21 protein-coding genes are annotated in these 16,324 nt (G+C 68.6%); 13 read left to right on the top strand and 8 right to left on the bottom strand.

Going from position 1 to position 16,324, the window contains the following annotated elements:
- Positions 1 to 4 precede the first annotated feature (4 nt).
- Genes fliE through BM162_RS12805 form a run of 6 tightly spaced genes read left to right on the top strand, consistent with a single transcriptional unit; the run spans position 5 to position 5,394 of the window.
- Positions 5 to 334, top strand: a complete 330-nt coding sequence (fliE, locus tag BM162_RS12780; protein WP_093422546.1) for a flagellar hook-basal body complex protein FliE — start codon at positions 5 to 7, stop codon at positions 332 to 334.
- Between the two features lie 27 nt (positions 335 to 361).
- Positions 362 to 631, top strand: a complete 270-nt coding sequence (locus BM162_RS12785) for a flagellar biosynthetic protein FliQ (RefSeq protein WP_093422549.1) — start codon at positions 362 to 364, stop codon at positions 629 to 631.
- Positions 628 to 1,410: a transglycosylase SLT domain-containing protein gene (locus BM162_RS12790; RefSeq protein WP_439332834.1), complete on the top strand. Its 783-nt coding sequence runs from the start codon at positions 628 to 630 to the stop codon at positions 1,408 to 1,410. The genes BM162_RS12785 and BM162_RS12790 overlap by 4 nt, the downstream gene beginning before the upstream one ends.
- On the top strand, positions 1,407 to 3,506 hold the full coding sequence (gene flhA, locus BM162_RS12795; protein ID WP_093422554.1) for a flagellar biosynthesis protein FlhA: 2,100 nt from the start codon (positions 1,407 to 1,409) through the stop codon (positions 3,504 to 3,506). The genes BM162_RS12790 and flhA overlap by 4 nt, the downstream gene beginning before the upstream one ends.
- Position 3,507: 1 nt before the next feature.
- Positions 3,508 to 4,263, top strand: coding sequence for a flagellar biosynthetic protein FliR (locus BM162_RS12800; protein ID WP_245759261.1), 756 nt, complete (start codon positions 3,508 to 3,510; stop codon positions 4,261 to 4,263).
- A 6-nt stretch (positions 4,264 to 4,269) separates the two neighbouring features.
- The gene (locus tag BM162_RS12805) at positions 4,270 to 5,394 is read left to right on the top strand and encodes an EscU/YscU/HrcU family type III secretion system export apparatus switch protein (protein WP_093422557.1); all 1,125 of its coding nucleotides are present in this window, start codon (positions 4,270 to 4,272) and stop codon (positions 5,392 to 5,394) included.
- Positions 5,395 to 5,522: 128 nt separating this feature from the next.
- On the opposite strand, the gene BM162_RS12810 is transcribed toward BM162_RS12805, so the two are convergent.
- From BM162_RS12810 to BM162_RS12825, 4 genes are read right to left on the bottom strand one after another with little or no spacing between them, the layout of a single operon-like run.
- Positions 5,523 to 6,155, bottom strand: a complete 633-nt coding sequence (locus BM162_RS12810; RefSeq protein ID WP_093422560.1) for a MotE family protein — start codon at positions 6,153 to 6,155, stop codon at positions 5,523 to 5,525.
- A complete protein-coding gene (locus BM162_RS12815; protein ID WP_093422563.1) occupies positions 6,152 to 6,538 on the bottom strand; it encodes a hypothetical protein in 387 nt (128 codons plus the stop codon). Before BM162_RS12815 ends, BM162_RS12810 begins: the two co-directional genes overlap by 4 nt.
- Positions 6,522 to 7,469: a flagellar motor switch protein FliM gene (locus tag BM162_RS12820; RefSeq protein ID WP_093422566.1), complete on the bottom strand. Its 948-nt coding sequence runs from the start codon at positions 7,467 to 7,469 to the stop codon at positions 6,522 to 6,524. Before BM162_RS12820 ends, BM162_RS12815 begins: the two co-directional genes overlap by 17 nt.
- A gap of 10 nt (positions 7,470 to 7,479) precedes the next feature.
- On the bottom strand, positions 7,480 to 8,061 hold the full coding sequence (locus BM162_RS12825; protein WP_093422568.1) for a flagellar basal body-associated FliL family protein: 582 nt from the start codon (positions 8,059 to 8,061) through the stop codon (positions 7,480 to 7,482).
- A gap of 146 nt (positions 8,062 to 8,207) precedes the next feature.
- Between BM162_RS12825 and fliF the strand changes: the two genes are divergently transcribed.
- From fliF to BM162_RS12860, 7 genes are read left to right on the top strand one after another with little or no spacing between them, the layout of a single operon-like run.
- Entirely contained in the window at positions 8,208 to 9,959 is a 1,752-nt protein-coding gene (fliF, locus tag BM162_RS12830) for a flagellar basal-body MS-ring/collar protein FliF (protein ID WP_093422571.1), read from the top strand.
- 4 nt (positions 9,960 to 9,963) lie between these two features.
- The gene (locus BM162_RS12835) at positions 9,964 to 10,641 is read left to right on the top strand and encodes a FliH/SctL family protein (protein ID WP_093422573.1); all 678 of its coding nucleotides are present in this window, start codon (positions 9,964 to 9,966) and stop codon (positions 10,639 to 10,641) included.
- Positions 10,634 to 11,050 carry a flagellar motor switch protein FliN gene (gene fliN / locus BM162_RS12840; protein ID WP_245759262.1) on the top strand — a complete coding sequence of 139 codons (417 nt, stop codon included), beginning with the start codon at positions 10,634 to 10,636 and terminating at the stop codon, positions 11,048 to 11,050. Before BM162_RS12835 ends, fliN begins: the two co-directional genes overlap by 8 nt.
- A 25-nt stretch (positions 11,051 to 11,075) precedes the next feature.
- Entirely contained in the window at positions 11,076 to 11,909 is an 834-nt protein-coding gene (gene fliP / locus BM162_RS12845) for a flagellar type III secretion system pore protein FliP (RefSeq protein WP_093422576.1), read from the top strand.
- A 4-nt stretch (positions 11,910 to 11,913) separates the two neighbouring features.
- Positions 11,914 to 12,207, top strand: a complete 294-nt coding sequence (locus BM162_RS12850) for a hypothetical protein (RefSeq protein ID WP_093422578.1) — start codon at positions 11,914 to 11,916, stop codon at positions 12,205 to 12,207.
- Between the two features lies 1 nt (position 12,208).
- Positions 12,209 to 13,255 (top strand): flagellar motor switch protein FliG, encoded by a 1,047-nt coding sequence (locus tag BM162_RS12855; RefSeq protein ID WP_093422581.1) that lies wholly within the window; start codon positions 12,209 to 12,211, stop codon positions 13,253 to 13,255.
- The gene (locus BM162_RS12860; protein ID WP_093422583.1) at positions 13,252 to 14,112 is read left to right on the top strand and encodes a hypothetical protein; all 861 of its coding nucleotides are present in this window, start codon (positions 13,252 to 13,254) and stop codon (positions 14,110 to 14,112) included. Before BM162_RS12855 ends, BM162_RS12860 begins: the two co-directional genes overlap by 4 nt.
- On the opposite strand, the gene BM162_RS12865 is transcribed toward BM162_RS12860, so the two are convergent.
- From BM162_RS12865 to BM162_RS12880, 4 genes are all read right to left on the bottom strand, one after another.
- Complete coding sequence (locus BM162_RS12865) at positions 14,106 to 14,936, bottom strand: DUF1217 domain-containing protein (protein WP_093422586.1); 831 nt, start codon at positions 14,934 to 14,936, stop codon at positions 14,106 to 14,108. The genes BM162_RS12860 and BM162_RS12865 overlap by 7 nt on opposite strands.
- On the bottom strand, positions 14,933 to 15,379 hold the full coding sequence (locus BM162_RS12870; protein WP_093422588.1) for a flagellar biosynthesis repressor FlbT: 447 nt from the start codon (positions 15,377 to 15,379) through the stop codon (positions 14,933 to 14,935). The genes BM162_RS12865 and BM162_RS12870 overlap by 4 nt, the downstream gene beginning before the upstream one ends.
- A 7-nt stretch (positions 15,380 to 15,386) precedes the next feature.
- A complete protein-coding gene (locus tag BM162_RS12875; protein ID WP_093422591.1) occupies positions 15,387 to 15,785 on the bottom strand; it encodes a flagellar biosynthesis regulator FlaF in 399 nt (132 codons plus the stop codon).
- Between the two features lie 131 nt (positions 15,786 to 15,916).
- The gene (locus BM162_RS12880; protein ID WP_093422593.1) at positions 15,917 to 16,324 is read right to left on the bottom strand and encodes a hypothetical protein; all 408 of its coding nucleotides are present in this window, start codon (positions 16,322 to 16,324) and stop codon (positions 15,917 to 15,919) included.

Here is a 16,324-nt window from a genome sequence, read left to right on the forward strand (position 1 = left end):
AAGGATGGCCGACAGCACGCTTATTTCCTCGGGCCTCGTCCGCGGCGCCTATCGTAGTTCACAGTCGCTGACCGGCGGCCCGGCAGACCGCGCCACGCAGGCCGGCGAGAGCGAGGCGACGAGCTTCGCCGAGGCGCTGAAGTCCGCCTCGGCCGATGCCGTGCGCACGGTGCGCGAGGCCGACGTCGCGGCGCAGGCCGGCATGACCGGCCAGCTCGACACCCAGAGCGTCGTGGAAGCGACCGTGGCGCTGGAAGCGACGGTCAAGGTCGCCGTCTCGATGCGCGACAAGTTCGTCGAGGCGTACAAGGAAGTCCTCCGCATGCCGATCTGATATCGCGCGGACGGCGCGTGAGGGCGCATGAACCAGACCGATACCTACGCCATCCTCTCGGACGCCATCGTGGTGGTCCTGCTCGGGTCCGGCCCGATCCTGGCGCTGGCGCTCGGCGTCGGGCTGGCGATCGCGTTCTTCCAGGCTCTGACGCAAATTCAGGAGATGACGCTGACCTTCGTGCCGAAGATCGCCGCCATCTTCCTGGGCCTCCTGGCCGCCCTGCCCTTCATGTACGCCACGCTGAAGGGCCTGTCCGACAAGGTGTTCGACCTGATCGTGAGCGGCGGGCTGTGACTTTGCGCCGCTTGCTTCCCTGCCTCGCGGCGGCGCTGCTTGCCGCCTCTCCCGCCCCGGCGGGCTGGAGCGGGTTCTACGCCGCCGCGCGACCCTCCGCCGCGGCGGTGACCGAGGATGCGGCGTGCGTGAAGGAGATCCTCGCCGCGCAGGAGCGGCACGGCATTCCCGAGAACCTGCTTCTGGGGATCGGCCTCCAGGAAGCCGGCATGGCGCGGGGCGGGCGACTGACCGTCTGGCCATGGGCCGCGAACGCGGCGGGCGAAGGACGCATCTTCGACACGCGCGAAGACGCCATGGCCTGGGTGCGCGAGCGGCAGCGGGACGGGATGGAGTCGATCGACGTCGGCTGCCTTCAGATCAACCTGCGCTGGCACCCAAAGGCGTTCGCGGACCTGAACGCCGCCTTCGACCCGGCGCGCAACGCCGAGTACGCGGCGCGCTTCCTCAAGCGCCTGCACGCGCGCACCGGCGACTGGCGCGACGCGGCCGGAGCCTATCATTCGTTCACGCCCGAGAAGCGGGGCATCTACCTCGCCTCGCTCGACCGCAACATCGCGGTCGCCAACGACCGGATCGCGAGCTTCCGCGCGCAGGCCGCCCGCGCGCAAACGGACACGCCCGCGCCCGACCGGGCGCAGCCGAGCACCGGGGCGATCTGGGCGTCCGGGCTGAGCGGGGGCGAAGGCGCGCGGCGATCCATCTACTCCAGCACGGACCTGCAACCGGTCCTGCCCGCGTTCCTGCGCGCGCCGCCTCCGCAGGAGCGCAAACAATGAGCACCACGCGCCGCAGCCGGCCCGCGGGCACCGACCTTCTGTCGCTCGGCCTGGCCAACCGGGATGTCGGCTTCGCCATCGGCGTGACGCTGGTACTGGCGATGCTGTTCGTGCCGCTGCCGCCGATGCTGCTGGACTTCGCCCTGGCGGTGTCGCTGTCGGTCAGCGTGCTGATCCTGATGGTGGCGCTGTGGATCCCGAACCCGCTGCAGTTCAACTCATTCCCCACCCTCCTGCTGGTCGTCACGCTGTTGCGGCTGTCGCTGAACGTCGCCTCGACCCGCCTGATCCTCAGCGAGGGGCACACCGGCACCAACGCGGCGGGCGACGTGATCGAGGGCTTCTCTCGCTTCATCGTCGCGGGAAACTTCGTGATCGGGATCGTGATCTTCGCGATCCTCGTGGTCATCAACTTCGTAGTGATCACCAAGGGCTCGACCCGCATCGCCGAGGTCTCGGCCCGCTTCTCGCTCGACGCGATGCCGGGCAAGCAGATGGCCATCGACGCCGACCTGGGCGCGGGCCTGATCGACGAAGAGGAGGCCCGCCGCCGCCGGAAGGAGCTTGAGGACGAAAGCGGCTTCTTCGGCGCCATGGACGGCGCCTCGAAGTTCGTGCGCGGCGACGCGGTGGCCGGCATCATCATCACCCTGATCAACGTGGTCGGCGGCATCCTGATCGGGGTCGTGCAACACGGGCTGAGCGTCGGCGCAGCGGCGAACAACTACACTGTCCTGACCATCGGCGACGGACTGGTCAGCCAGATTCCGGCGCTGATCGTGTCGATGGCCGCCGGCCTCATCGTCACGAAGGGCGGAACCGAGGGCGCGGCGAACGAGGCGGTGCTGAGCCAGCTTGGCCGGTTTCCCAAGGCGCTCTACATGGCCGCCGCGCTGCTTCTGGGCATCGGGCTTCTGCCCGGCTTTCCCTTCCTCGTCTTCGCCGTGCTCGCCGCCATGCTCAGCGGACTCGGTTGGGCGATGCAGCGCCACGCCGCGCAGGCCGAGGCCGAGGCCGACCGCGCCAGAACCGCCGCCGAACGGGCGGGCGAGGCGACCGAGGACGACAGCGTGCAGAAGACCATGAAGGTCGACGACCTGCGGCTCGAGATGGGCGATGCGCTGGTCCCGCTGATGAGCAATCCCGACGCCGCCCTGCCCGGCAAGATCCGCAGCCTGCGCAACCTCTTCGCGCGCGAGTACGGTTTCGTCCTGCCCTCGGTCCGGATCAAGGACGAGCCGACGCTGCCGGTGAACACCTACGCCATCTCGGTCCAGGGAGTGGAGGTCGTGCGCGGCGACATCCGGCCCACCGGCATGATGGTCATCAACCCGGCCGAGGCGCCGATCTCGCTGCCCGGCGAGCGCACGAAAGAGCCGGCCTTCGGGCTCGACGCGGTGTGGGTCGATGCCGCGCACGCGGCCGAGGCCGAGCGGATGGGCTGCACCGTCGTCGACCCCGAGAGCGTGATCACCACCCACCTGACCGAGGTCATCAAGGAGCACATGCCAGAGCTTCTGACCTATGGCGCGACGCGCGAACTGATCGACGGGCTGGACCGCGACTATCAGAAACTGGTGTCCGACCTTTCCACGTCCTCGCCCGCAATCCTGGTTCAGCACGTCCTTCAGACGCTCCTGACCGAGCGGGTGTCGATCCGTAACCTGCCCCTGATCGTCGAGGCCATCGCCGAGGTCGGCCGCTCGACCAGCAACGTCACCACCATCACCGAGCACGTGCGCCGGCGGCTGGCCAACCAGATTTGCCATGGCCTGACCGACGAGTCCGGCTTCGTCTCGGTCATCGTCATGTCCCCCGCATGGGAGCGCGAATTCGCCGAGGCGGTGCGGGTGAACGGGGACGACCGCAACTTTCTGATGTCGCCCCAGCGGGTGCAGGAGTTCGTGTTGCAGGCGCGGCAGGAGATCCAGAAGTTCGCCCAGAAAGACCAGTGGCCCGCGCTGATGGTCAGCCCGGACGTGCGCAGCTTCGTCCGCTCGATGCTCGAACGGGTCAGCCCGATGACGCAGGTGATCTCGCACAACGAGATCCACAGGAAAGCCTCGCTGCGGACAGTGGCGACCATCGGGGGCTGAGGTGGACCTGAGCACCTTCCTGACCGCGCAGGTGATGGGCTACGCGCTCGTTTTCGCGCGTCTGGGCAGCGCGATGATCTTCATGCCCGGCTTCGGCGAAGCGATGGTGCCCGTACGCCACCGACTGTTCGCGGCTCTCGTACTGTCGGTCGCGCTCTACCCCGCCACGCCAGTCGGCCTGCCACAGGTGGACGAACCTCTCCTCCTCCTGCCGCTGCTGGCCATCGAGGTCACCGTCGGTCTCTGGATCGGACTGACGGCACGCATCCTGATGAGCGCGCTGCAATTCGCGGGCTACCAGGTCGGGCTGGTCTCGGGCCTAGCCAACGCCTTCGCGCCGAACATGGGCGCCTTCGAGGGCGCGACCACCATCGCTACCGCGCTACTGCTGGCTGCAACCGCGCTGATCTTCGTCACCGACCTGCACCACGTGATCATCCGGGCGTTCCTGATGTCCTACGACGTCTTCGCCTGGGGCAACCTGATGCCCGGCGACCTGGCGTGGCAGACGGTCGAGGCGGCGGGCGCGAGCTTCTACATCGGGATTTCGATCGCCGCGCCGTTCTATGTCATGGGGCTCGTCCTCAACGTCGGAATGGGGCTGGCCAACCGGATGATGCCGAACCTGCCGGTTTTCTTCGTCGCCGCCCCCGTGCTGATTGCCGCCGGATTCGTGGTGCTGATCGCCGCCGCTCCGGCCATGCTGCGCGGCTTTCTCGATCCGTTCGCCGACTGGCTCGGCACCTTTCGCTTCTGAGGTTCCATGGCCGACGACGAGGACAAGAGCAGCAAGACCGAAGAGCCGACCGAGCGAAAACTTCGCAAGGCCCGGCAGAAGGGCGACGTTCCCAGTTCCCGCGAGACCGGCACCGCGATGACGGTGTTCTCGCTTTTCGTGCTGACCGTGTTCCTGCTGCCGACGCTGAGCGGGCGGCTGATCGAGACGCTGCAGAACCTGATCTCGACCGCCGGACAGGTAAGGATCGGTGCCGGGTCTGCCGGCGTCCGCGACATCGGCGGCGTGATGAGCTCGCTGTCGGGCGAGCTTGCCGCCGCGCTGATGCCGGCGCTGCTGGTCCTCGTTCTGGGCGCCGCCTTCGGCGTCCTCATTCAGGGCGAGACGGTGGTGAGCCCCGAGAGGATCAGGCCGAAGCTGTCTAAGATCTCGCCGCTTGCCGGCTTCAAGCGCATGTTCTCGGCCGACACGCTCGTCGAGTTCCTCAAGAACGTCACCAAGGTGCTCGTCGTGGGGGCCATCGCCCTCTACGTCGGGCGGCAGGCGGTCGCCGACATTTGGCGCGCGCCCGGCTTTGTGCCCGAGGATCTGCCGGAATACATCCGCCGCGCAGTGTCACTTTTGCTGATCACCTCGACCGTGTTCCTCGTGCCCGTCGCCATCGGAGACATCCTGTGGAAGCGGGCGCAGTGGATCAAGAAACAGCGCATGAGCCTGCGCGAGGTCCGCGACGAGCACAAGGAGGCCGAGGGCGACCCGCAGCTGAAGGCAAAGCGGACGGACCTTCGCCGCCAGCGGGCCCGCCAGCGCATCGCGGCGGCGGTGCCCACGGCGAGCGTGATCCTGACGAACCCGACGCACTACGCCGTGGCGCTGCGCTATCAGGCGGGCGTCGACGCGGCGCCCGTTTGCGTGGCCAAAGGCACCGACCTCATGGCCCGCCAGATCCGCGACCTGGCGCGCACGCACGAGGTCCCGGTGGTCGAGAACCGCCCGCTGGCCCGCGCGCTGCACGACATGGTCGAGGTCGACGACCAGATCCCGATCGAGCACTGGCAGGCGGTGGCCGAGATCATCGGCTACGTCAACGACCTGCGCCGCAACATCCGCCGCCGCCCCCCGGCCGGATCGAGCCTGCGGGATCGGGACTGAGAAGACCGGCGCCTGTCATGCCTGCGAAAGCAGGAACCTGTCGACGTCAGCACACGTGGCTCAACCGAACCCCATCGGCAGGAGGTGCCCGCTTCCGCGGGCGTGACAGCGAGGGCGGGGCCCATTTTCTACTGAAGCCGAACCCCGTTCAGGTCCTGGTCACCCGGCAGCTTCGAGCGCTCGAGGATGATCTTCGAGATCGCCCGCGCCCGGACCGGCGACATCGCGGCCATGATCGGGGCCGCGTCGCGCTCGGACATCGTGCCGAGAACCATGACCGTCACCTCGATGTCGAGGTCGTTCATGATGCCCGCAGCCTCTTTCGGCTTCATGTTGCGATAGAGTGCGACCAACCGATCCACGTCCGCCGTCTGCGCCTGCTCGACCCGGGCCAGAAGCCCCTCGACCTCAACCTTCAGTTCTTCCAGGCGGCGCGTTTCGATGCGCAGCTTTTCGTTGGCCAGCTCGATCTCGGCGCGCCGTTGCGACAGGCGCTCCTTCTGGTCGGCCAGCAGGTCACGCTCTTGCGCCAGGGCCTCGAACATCTCTTCCGGCAGCGGGCAGGACTCGGGTGCGGCAGCCTTCAGCGTCTCGGCGGTGGCCTGCGGGGCCGAAGGCGCGGCGGCCTCGGCCGCGCCGAACAGCCGGCGCGGCTCGATCTCGCCGAAAAGCTCCGGCCGCTCGCCCAGCATCATCCCGGCCTTCACCAGCCCCGCGAAGGCCAGGGTCCCGATCATCAGGCGCATCGGCTGAAGGCTCATGCGCCGCGGCTCCGCGTCTGCTCGAAGAAACTGCGCACAAGGTCGGTCTTTCCGGTCACGCGGGTCACGCCGGGCGAGGTCCGACGCTCGCCCCGGGTCGACAGGAAGAACGGGGCCTGCTCGCTCTTCGGCGCCGACAGCTCGGGCTCGCGCCGGGTCTCGACTGCGGGCGCGGCCTGCTCTTCCGACAGCCGTTCGGCGGCCGTGCGCAACTGCTTGACCGAGCTTTCGGACTTATCCACCGCGGCCGAGAACTCGCCGACCATCGGCTGCAGGTCCCTTAGCGCCGCGACCAGCGCACGCACGCGGCGGTCTACGAGGAAGGCGTAGCCGAGGGTGCCGGCCAACAGCACCAGGATCAGCGCATCAATCAGTATCGCCATCGTCGTCGGCTCCGTTTCCATTGAGTTCTTCGGTCACCTTCAGCGCAACCGACCCGTTTTTCCTGCGCCCCACCGCCCCGCGGAACATCGGCAGCCCGCCGCAGCCGACGGTCGCCGGATGCTCGGCGTCGATGCCCAGATCCAGCGTCTCGCCCGGGCGCCAGCCCAGCATGTCGGACATTGGCACGCGCAGCTCCGTCAGGACCGCCGACAACGTGACGTTGGTGTCCTGAAGCCGGTCGCGCATCACGTCGCGCCAGCCGGTGTCCCCGCCCAAACGTCCCCCAAGGAAAGTCTGCGCGAAAACCGGCCGCACCTCTTCGAACGCGCTGTAGGGCAGGACGAAGACCAGTTCGCCGCCCCGCCCTTCGAGCGCGACGTCGAGCGTGATCCGCGCGCAGGGGCTGGCCGGCGGGGCCAGCGCCATGGATTGCGGCGTCGTCTCGACATGGCTGACGGCGAAGGCGACCTCGGCGAACTGCTCCATCGCCTCGGTCAGCTGCCGCAGCATAACCTCGCACAGCTTGGTGCCCAGGCGTTTCTCGATTGCCGTGAAACTGCGCGGCGTCCACGCCTTCGAGCGGCTGGTCCGCCCGCCAAGCGTGATTTCAAGCGCCGCGAACAGGAGCTCGGGCTGTACCGATGTCAGCACCGGCCCCTGCCAGCCTTCGGCGTCGGTCACGACCAGGAAGCCGGGAGACGGCAGGCTTTCAAGCGCCTGCGCACAGTTCATGTACTCGAACGACCTGAGTTCGACGTCGGCCCCGGCGGCGGTGTAGCTTTTGAGCGCGGGGGCAAGCGCGAGTGCGTACCGGTCGAAGATCACCTCGAGCAGCGGCAGCTTCTCGTGGCTGTGCTGGGCGCGCCGGATGATGTGCTCTTCGACCGTTTCTGCCTGGTTGAGCGCGTCGGACGTGGCGTGGGTGTTCATCTGATGCGCCTCACTGGATGATCAGGTCGGCGATGAGGATTTCGCGCGGCGCGTCGCTGCCGCTCACCGCGCGCGCGCGGCGCAGAAGCTCGGCCTTCAGCCGCGTCAGGCCCAGGCTGCCCTGCAGGTCCCGCTCGGTCAGAAGCCTCAGGTAGTCCTGGAAGGCATCGCGCATGTAAAGCAGACGCTCCTCGATCATCCCCGCGTCGTGCGCCTTGTCGTCATAGACGAGCGCCACGTTCAGCTTCAGAAACCGCGTCGTGCGCCGGCCCGAGGCGGTGGTCGAGGTGATGTTCACGATGATCTCGTCAAACGGCATCACCGCGAACGTCTTCGCCGTCTCCTCTTCCGCGCCATGCCCCTCGTCCGCAGGCGCGGCGCCCTCCGGGGCCGGCGCGGCGTCTGGCGTCGGCTCGCGTTGCAGGATGAAATCAACCAGCGCCTGCGGCCCGACCGAGGCGGCGATGCCGCCGGCCAGCGCCGCCGCCGAGAGGAAAGCCAGCAACAGCACGACGCCCACCCGCCGGACGAAGGTCCCGCGGGTGGAGTATTCTGCGGCGGCGGCCGCGTCCGGGCTGGCGCTGCTGCTCATGTTGCTCGATAGGTTATCGTTGCCTTTGCCCCACAATATTCCAGCCACCAAGCCTCATAGCAAGCACAAACGAAGCTGAAAGCTTGCTTTTCAAGAATAGTTCGACCTAATGAACCCAGAGCAGCAAGAACAAAATCGGTGAAGCCTTGAAGGCGATCCTGGACAATCTCAAGTCGCTCGGGCGAACACGGCTTATCGCGCTCGGCGCCACCGGAGTGGGCCTTGTCGCCGCGCTGCTGTTCGGTCTGAACGCGGTGATGGCGCCGAGTTATGCGCCACTTTACAGCGAGCTTTCGCCGGCCGGCGCGGCCGACATCGTGAGCACGCTGGAACAGGCGGGCTTCGCGGTCGACGTGTCGCCCGATGGCACCACTGTAAGTGTGCCGCGCACGGATCTCGCCCGCGCGCGCATGTCGCTGGCCGAACGGGGCCTGCCCGACCAGGGCGTGCCGGGGTGGGAACTGTTCGACAACGCCAGCGGTCTCGGCATGAACACGTTCATGCAGCGCGTGAACCGCTTGCGCGCGCTCGAGGGCGAACTCGCCCGCAGCATCCAAACCATCGACGGCGTCGATGCTGCGCGCGTGCACCTCGTCCTGCCCGAACGCGAGGCCTTCTCGCGCGACCGGCCCGAACCCAGCGCTTCAGTCATCGTGCGCGGACGCGCGCGACACGCGATCTCGCGCCGGCAAGGGCAGGCCATCCGCGCGCTCGTCGCCTCGGCCGTGCCCGAGATGTCGCCGGGCCGCGTTACCGTGCTGTCGGCCACGGGCGAGACAATCCTGGCCGAAGACGGCGACGGCACGTCCGACATCACCCTGCAAAGCGTCCGCGCCTCGATCGAGGAACGGATGGCGCGCAACGTCTCGCAGATCCTGACGGCGCGCGTGGGCGCGGGCAACGCGCGCGTACAGGTGAGCGTGGACTTGACCTCGGAGCGCGAGGTCGTCGTCTCGCGCAGCTTCGATCCCAGCCAGCAGGTCGCCCGCTCGATCGAGACGCGCGAGGAAGAAGTCGAGGACCGCGAGAACGCCAGCGGCGAGGTCGGCGTGGGCAACAACCTGCCCGAGGAGCTGCAGGACGGCGGTGCGAACGGCCCGCAATCGACCAACAGCCGGACCCGCACCGACGAGATCGTCAACTATGAGATCGGATCGACCGAAAGCGAGACGACGCGCGAGCCCGGCGATATCGAACGGGTGTCGGTCGCGGTCCTGGTCAACGGCATCTACGACACGCTTCCCAACGGCGACGTCGAATACCGCGAGCGCCCGGCGGAAGAGCTCGAACGGCTTGGCGAGCTGGTCAAGACCGCCATCGGCTTCAACGAGGCGCGTGGCGACACCGTCTCGATCGACAGCCTGCGGTTCATGGACTACTCGATGGAACTGGGCGAGCCCGTCGGCCGGTCGATGGCCGCCGTGATCTCGGACAGCCTGCCCAGCATCCTGCGCGGCCTGTTCGCCTTGGCGGTGATGGCGCTGATCCTGTTCTTCGGCATGCGGCCCCTCCGCGCGCTCATCGAGCCGAAGAAGATCGAGGACGAGACGCCGGCGCTGACCTCCGACGCGCAGGGCTATCCCGCGCTGACGGCAGAGGGACAGCAGGCAGCGGCACAGCAGGCGCAGATCGCCGCGACGCCCGGCGCCCTCCAACCGCAGGCCGGCCAGACGGCTATTGCGCCCGCCGGGGGCGGCACCGCGCTCGCCGCACCGGTCGCGGGAGCCGAGGCGCGGTCGGGCGACGTGCTGGACCCGGTGCAGGACGGCGAGGTCGTTCGTCTGGCCGCCGTGCACGGCGGCGTCGACCGTAAACGGCTGAACTCGGTTGGCGAGCTCGCCGAGTCGCACCCGGACGAGACGCTAAACGTCGTTCGCGGCTGGCTTCAGGAGGCCTGACCCCGTGCACCCCGCCTTCTGCAGAGACTTCGACGAGGAACACGCCGCGGCGCGCGCGCACGAAGAGCGCGCCGCCCGCGCCCGCTATACCGAGGAAGACCTCGCCGCTGCCATCGAGGCCGCGCGGGCCGAGGGACAGGAGGCCGGGCGGGCCAAAGGCCATGCCGCGGGCGCGGCCGAGATGCGCGACACGCTCCTCGCCCGCCACGCCGAGGCGCTCGAGACCCTCGTTCCGCAGCTCGAGACGTTGCTGCGCGATGCCGCCGCGCACCGCGCAGCGCTGGAAGCCCAGGTCGTCGATTTCGTCCTGTCGGTCTGCGAGCAGGTCTTCCCCGAATTCCTGCGCACCCGCGCCCGCGATCGCGCGCGGGAGCAGGTCGAGGACACGCTGCGCCTCGCGCTCGGCAGCGCGACCGTGCGCATCCGGCTTGCGCCCGATACGCTTGCCGCTCTCCGCCCCCGGATCGAGGCGGCGTGGCACGAGCGCGGCGCGCGCGGGCCGCTGGAAATCATCGGCGACGAAGGGCTGGGCGAGGGCGATGCGCGCATGGAGTGGGACAACGGCTTCATGGACTACAGCTTCGCCGAGGTCTGCGACCGCATCCTCGGCGCCCTGCGCGCGCGCGGCGCGGGCGCAGCCGCCGAACAGACGAACACCACCGGGAGCATGACACGTGGCTGAAAACGAGACACCGGAAGACGACGCGACGTCCGACAGCGACGCCCCCCGCCCGGCCGGGACCGACGTCTTCCCCGAGATTGGAGAGGGCGAAGGCGAAGGCGCGACCGTGATCGAGAACATGGTCGGCGGGCAGCTCGACGGCGCCGAGGGTGGCCGCAACATCAACGCGATGCTGAACGTCGGGCTGAACGTGCAGATCGTGCTTGGACATTGCCGCATGCCGATCGCGCAGCTTCTGGAACTCAGCCGCGGCTCGGTGATCGAACTGGACAAGAAGATCGGCGAGCCGGTCGAGGTCGTCGTCAACGAGCGCCTGGTGGCGCGCGGCGACCTGGTGAAGGTCGGCGAGGACCGCATCGGCGTCACGCTGACCGAGATCGTCAAGGACTACGTCTCTGAGCGCCGATGACCCGCCCCGCCGCACAGCCCGGAGCGTGACGCTGATCGCGCGCCTTCATATCGCCGCGCTCGTGGCGCTGGCGACCGTGGCGCTCGTCGCGCCCGCGCCCGCGCCCGCGCAGGAGGCCGGCGGCTTCCTCGACGCGATTTCACAGACGCTGAGCGACGCCGCGCCGGATTCGGACGAGGCCGCGTCGCTGAGCGGGCGCATCCTTCAGCTCATCGCGCTGATGACGGTGCTCAGCATCGCGCCGGGGCTGCTGATCGTGATGACGAGCTTCACGCGCTTCGTCATCGTCTTCTCGATGCTGCGCTCGGCGCTGGGGCTCAACCAGACGCCGCCCAACATGGTGCTGTCGAGCATGGCGCTGTTCATGACCTTCTTCGTCATGCAGCCGGTGTTCGAGGACGCGTGGCAGGACGGCCTGCAGCCACTGCTGGACAACGCGATCACGGAAGAGCAGGCGTTCCCGCGCATCACGGACCCGTTCAAGCAGTTCATGTACGTCAACACCCGGCCCGAGGACCTGGCCCTGTTCCGCGACATCGCCGCACGCTCGGCCGGCGACGAGGTGGAAGAGCCCCTGCCCGCCGCCACGCTGGAGGACGCCGGCTGGGGCGAACTGGTGCCCGCCTTCATGATCTCGGAGCTGCGGCGCGCCTTCTCAATCGGGTTCCTGATCTACCTGCCCTTCGTGGCCATCGACCTGATCGTCGCCTCGGTACTGATGAGCGCAGGCATGATGATGCTGCCGCCGGTGCTGATCTCGCTGCCGTTCAAGGTGATTTTCTTCGTGCTGATCGACGGCTGGTACATGCTCGCGGGCAGCCTGATGGAGAGCTACCTGCCCATGGCGGGCGGAGGATGACGGGATGAGCGGAACCGCCCAGACGGTGAACGTCGACGAGCTGCTCCGACAGGAGCTGCTGCGCCATCCGCTGGGCGGCGAGGTGCTGGCGCTGGCCGACGAAGACGGGATCGACGTGGCCGACCCTGCCGCGCTTGCGCATGTCGTGGCCGGGATGGGCGCGAGCGGCGGGGCCGCCGACGCACGGATGGTGCTGCTGCTGGCGGCACTGCTCGACCTTCTGGCCCGGCACGAGACACGGCTTCAGCACGACAGCCGCACCGGCGGCCCGACCGGCGACGCAGAAAGGACAGGCTGACATGGCGACCACGGCCCTCAAGCGACCCGACGAGCGCAAGGCGGCACGCCGCAGGCTGCGCGGCCCGGAAAAGGCGGCGATCCTGTTCCTGTGCCTGGGCGAAAAGCGCGGCTCGGAGCTGATGCAGAAGCTCGAAGACCGGGATATCCAGCGCATCACCCGCGCGATGACGGGGCTGGGCATGATCTCGTCCGAGCAGGTCGAGGAAGTGATGGGCGAATACACCGACGCCGTGACCCACGGCGGCGGGATCGTCGGATCGTACGCCGCCGCCGAGGCCATGCTGAGCAAGTTCCTCCCGGCCACGCAGGTCAGCGAGATCCTGAAGGAAGCCGGCGGGCTCGCGCGCGAGCGGGACATGTGGAAGCGCTTCGGCGCGCTGAACGAAAGCGTCATCGCCAACTACCTGAAGGGCGAACACGAGCAGACCGCGGCGGCGATCCTGAGCAATGTGCAGCCCGATGTGGCGGCTCGCGTCCTGCCGCTGCTGGGCCCCGAGAAGATGCAGGACATCGCCGAGCGAATGATCAGCATGGAAGCGGTGCCGCTGCACATGATGCGTCAGATCGAGGAGACGCTCAAAAGCGACATCATGGCCGACGCGGCGCACCCGACCGCCACGGACATGCAGCAACGCATGGCCGACCTGTTCAACAAGCTGGACCGGGACGCCTTCGACCGTATCTCGCCCGCGCTCGAAGAGCGGGTGCCCGAGGCGTTCGGCGCCATCAAGCAGAAGATGTTCACGTTCGAGGACCTGGTGAAGCTCGAGGCGCAGGACCTCGCCCGCGTCATGCGTGGGGTCGACGGCAACGTCCTGCCGCTTTCCCTGCGCGGCGCCAGCAAGGATGTGCGCGACCACTTCCTGTCGGTGCTGCCCGCGCGATCGCGCGACATGCTGCTCGACGAGATGAGTTCGATGGGCCCCGTTCGGGGGCGCGACGTGCGCGTGGCGCAGGCGGCGATGGTCGACTTCGCCAAGGAGTTGGCCGAGGACGAGGAAATCCGCCTGCCGCTCGACGATGACGACGACGAGCTGATCGAGTGAGCGCGGACGCGGCGGCGCGCCTGATCTCGGCGCTGGCGGCCAATCATCCCGCGCGATCGGGCTGGATCACCGGCACGGTCGTGCAATCCTTCGCCGACGGCACGATGCGCCTGAACACGCCCTCGGGTTCTCTGCTGCTGCGCATCCCCGGCGGCTCGGCCGACGTGGGCGCCCGCGTACGGCTGCGGGTGGACGGCAACCGGGCGGACCTGCGCCCGCAGGCGGAGCCCGCGCCGCTTCCCACGGCCCGCTCGTCAATGCCGCCCGAGCCGCCGCGCGTGGCGCTGCCCCCGGCGCTGGCCGAGCTTCCGCCGGTCGTGCCCGGCGGCACGACACAGCTTCAGGCGACGCAGACGCTCAGCGTCGTCTTCCCCTCGACCGCATCGCCCGCCTTCGCCGCGATCGCGGCCCTGTTCCCGGTGGTGCTGCGCGACGGCACCCTGCGCGGGCTCGTCCCGCCGGGCGGCACCCGCTCCGCCGCAGTGGACGGACGGCTGACGCGAGCGGCGCGCGCGGCGCTCGACACGGCGACGGCGCGACCGGTCGAGGACCCGGCCTTCCTGCGGTGGACGATGCCCTTCTTCGACGGCGGCACGCTGAACTATGCGCAGTGGACGCAGGACAGGGACGACCGGCGCACGCACCTTCTGCTTGAGGTGAGCTTTGCCTTCTCGGGCCTCCTGCGACTGAACGCGGTGCGCGAGGGCGACCGGCTTTCGCTACACCTGCTGAGCGAAGCGCTACTGCCCGACGCGCTTCTGCGCTCGGTCGAGGACCTGGCGAGGCGGGTGGCCGAGGCCGGGGGCATGACGTTCGAGTTCGCCCACGCCGTCGGCCGCGCGGCAGACGCTCAGTAGGTCCGCCGCGGCAGCGCCGTAATCGCCGTGATGTCGAGCGTGATGGGCACGAAAGCCCCGCCGTTGCCCGCGCTCACCGCTCCCTGCATCAACTGGACGGCCGCGTTCCCGGCGACCGCCGTGCCGCCTTTCGCGTCGGCGATGGCCGCGTATTTGCGAGTCAGCTTTTCCAGCTCCTTCGGATCCTGGAGCTTCTCGATGTCGAACTTTCGGGCGAACAGCGCAGCTTGGCGGTCGACGTCGAGCTGCACCATCGAGTCCGGCAACCCCAGCGCCGTGCGGAAGAAGCTGGATACGTCGCGATCCTTGAGCACGTCGAGCCAGCTGCCGATCTCGCCCGCCTTCTGACGGACTTCAAGCGCGATGCCGACCGTCTCGCTCTGCTCGGCCTGCGCGTTGATGAACTGCCGGTCCAGGTATCGGTCGATCATCGCCTCCTGCCAGGCGGGGTCGAGCGTGTTGCTGCTGGTCGTCTTGCCGTCGACGGTCTCGAAGCCCATGCCCTTGTAGAGGTCGCGGATGCGCGGGTCGGTCAGGCGGTTGACCAGAGCCGTGCGGTCGTCGATGTCGCTTTCCAGGACCTTCTTCATCATCGCCTTGCCAAAGATCTGATCCTCCAGATCGTAGGTTCGCATCACGAAGGCATAGAGTTCCTGATCCTCGATCAGCTGGTCCACCGTCTGCACATCGGCGATACGTTCGCGGAAGGAGGTGATGGCGCGCGCGTGGACCGGGCTTCTCTCGATCGACTGCATCTGGCGGTCGCGGGTCGCGTCCACAAGCTTGAGCGACATCTGCGTGCCCAGCCCGGACAGCGGGATCACGGCTCGGCCCCGTCCAGTTCGTCCGGCGCCACTTCGTCGCGCGGCTGCGCCGCCGCGACGTGCGCGAAGACCTCTTCCTCGCGCTTCATCACCGGGCGGAGCGAGCGCATCGCCTTGTAGTAGTCGCCCATGCTGACGAAGTTCGCGGCCTCGAACACGTGGCCCATGGTCTCGGGCCCGAAGCAGGTCGCCAGGTCGGCAAGCTGGGTCTGGATAATCGGCACGATCTTTTCGCGCACGTCGGCCCGGATCAGCGCGGTCTGGATCAGGAAATAGGCCTTGCGCACCGGCGTGGCCTCGCCGTCGGGTTCCAGCAGATCGTGCCCCCGCACCACATCTGCGCGGCTTTCGATGGTCAGGACCTGACGGCGGTCGGCGTTGCGGATGGCGCAGCCGTTGACGATGATGCGCTCGTTGGGCTTCAGGGTCAGCTTGAGTGCCATGGTCGCCTTACCCCTGCGGACTGGGCGCCGCGCCCGAAAGGCCCGCGATCACGTGACGGTTCACGGTGACCAGCGCGCCGACCCCCGGCTCGCCCCCCAGGGCGCGCGTCGTCTGCCGCTCGACCCACATGGCCAGCGACAGGAGCGAGGCGCGGAGCTCCGGCGGCAGCCGGTTTCCCGCGTCGGCAAGGTCGTTCCTGAGCGCGCCCCAAATCTTCTGGTTCTCGGCCAGGCTGTCGCGCAGCCCGCCCGCCAGCAGCTCGAGCCGTGGCCCTCGCCCATCTGCCGCGTCGAAATCATGCGCGGATTGCTCCAGCTCGCCGGTGATGCGAGACAGAATGCGCCGCTCGATCTGGCGCGGGCTCTCGCTTTCCCGGATCGTCCGCTTGTACGCCGCGATGCTCATGCCTTCTGCTTCCCCTCTGGCCGCGTCGTTTCTGCGCGGCTTTTCCGTTACTGCTCCGGACCGCCGCTCCAGCACGTGACGCCAGCCCGGGACGACCCTAGGCGGCGGAAATGGCTGAAGTTAGGCGGAAATCAGAAGCTCTGATCCAGTCGTGCGCGCGGTGTTGCCCCCGGGTCACGGCGCTGCCCGCCCCGACCGTAGAGCCCGCCCAGCCCGTGGCGATCGCGTATCCGGCGCAACTCCGCCGCGACCTCGCCCGTCGCCTCGGTGACCCGCGCCAGCAGCCGCTCGTCCTCGGCAACCAGCTCCTTGAGCGTCGCCACCTTCGCCCGCAGCGCCGTGTGCGGCGCGTCGGCGAGCACGGGGGCCAGACCGCGCAGCAGCGTCTCGGCATGCTCCATCTTGTCGCGCTTGCGAGGATAGAGGTCGGCGACCGCCTGCAGGTCGCCCGCGTGGATCGCCTCCACCTCCTCGCGCACCAGCGCGATCAGCACGTCGAGCGCCGCTTCCGCGCGGTCGGGATCGAATGCGTCAGCCAT

The organism is Tranquillimonas alkanivorans, from assembly GCF_900115595.1.
Lineage (GTDB): Bacteria > Pseudomonadota > Alphaproteobacteria > Rhodobacterales > Rhodobacteraceae > Tranquillimonas > Tranquillimonas alkanivorans.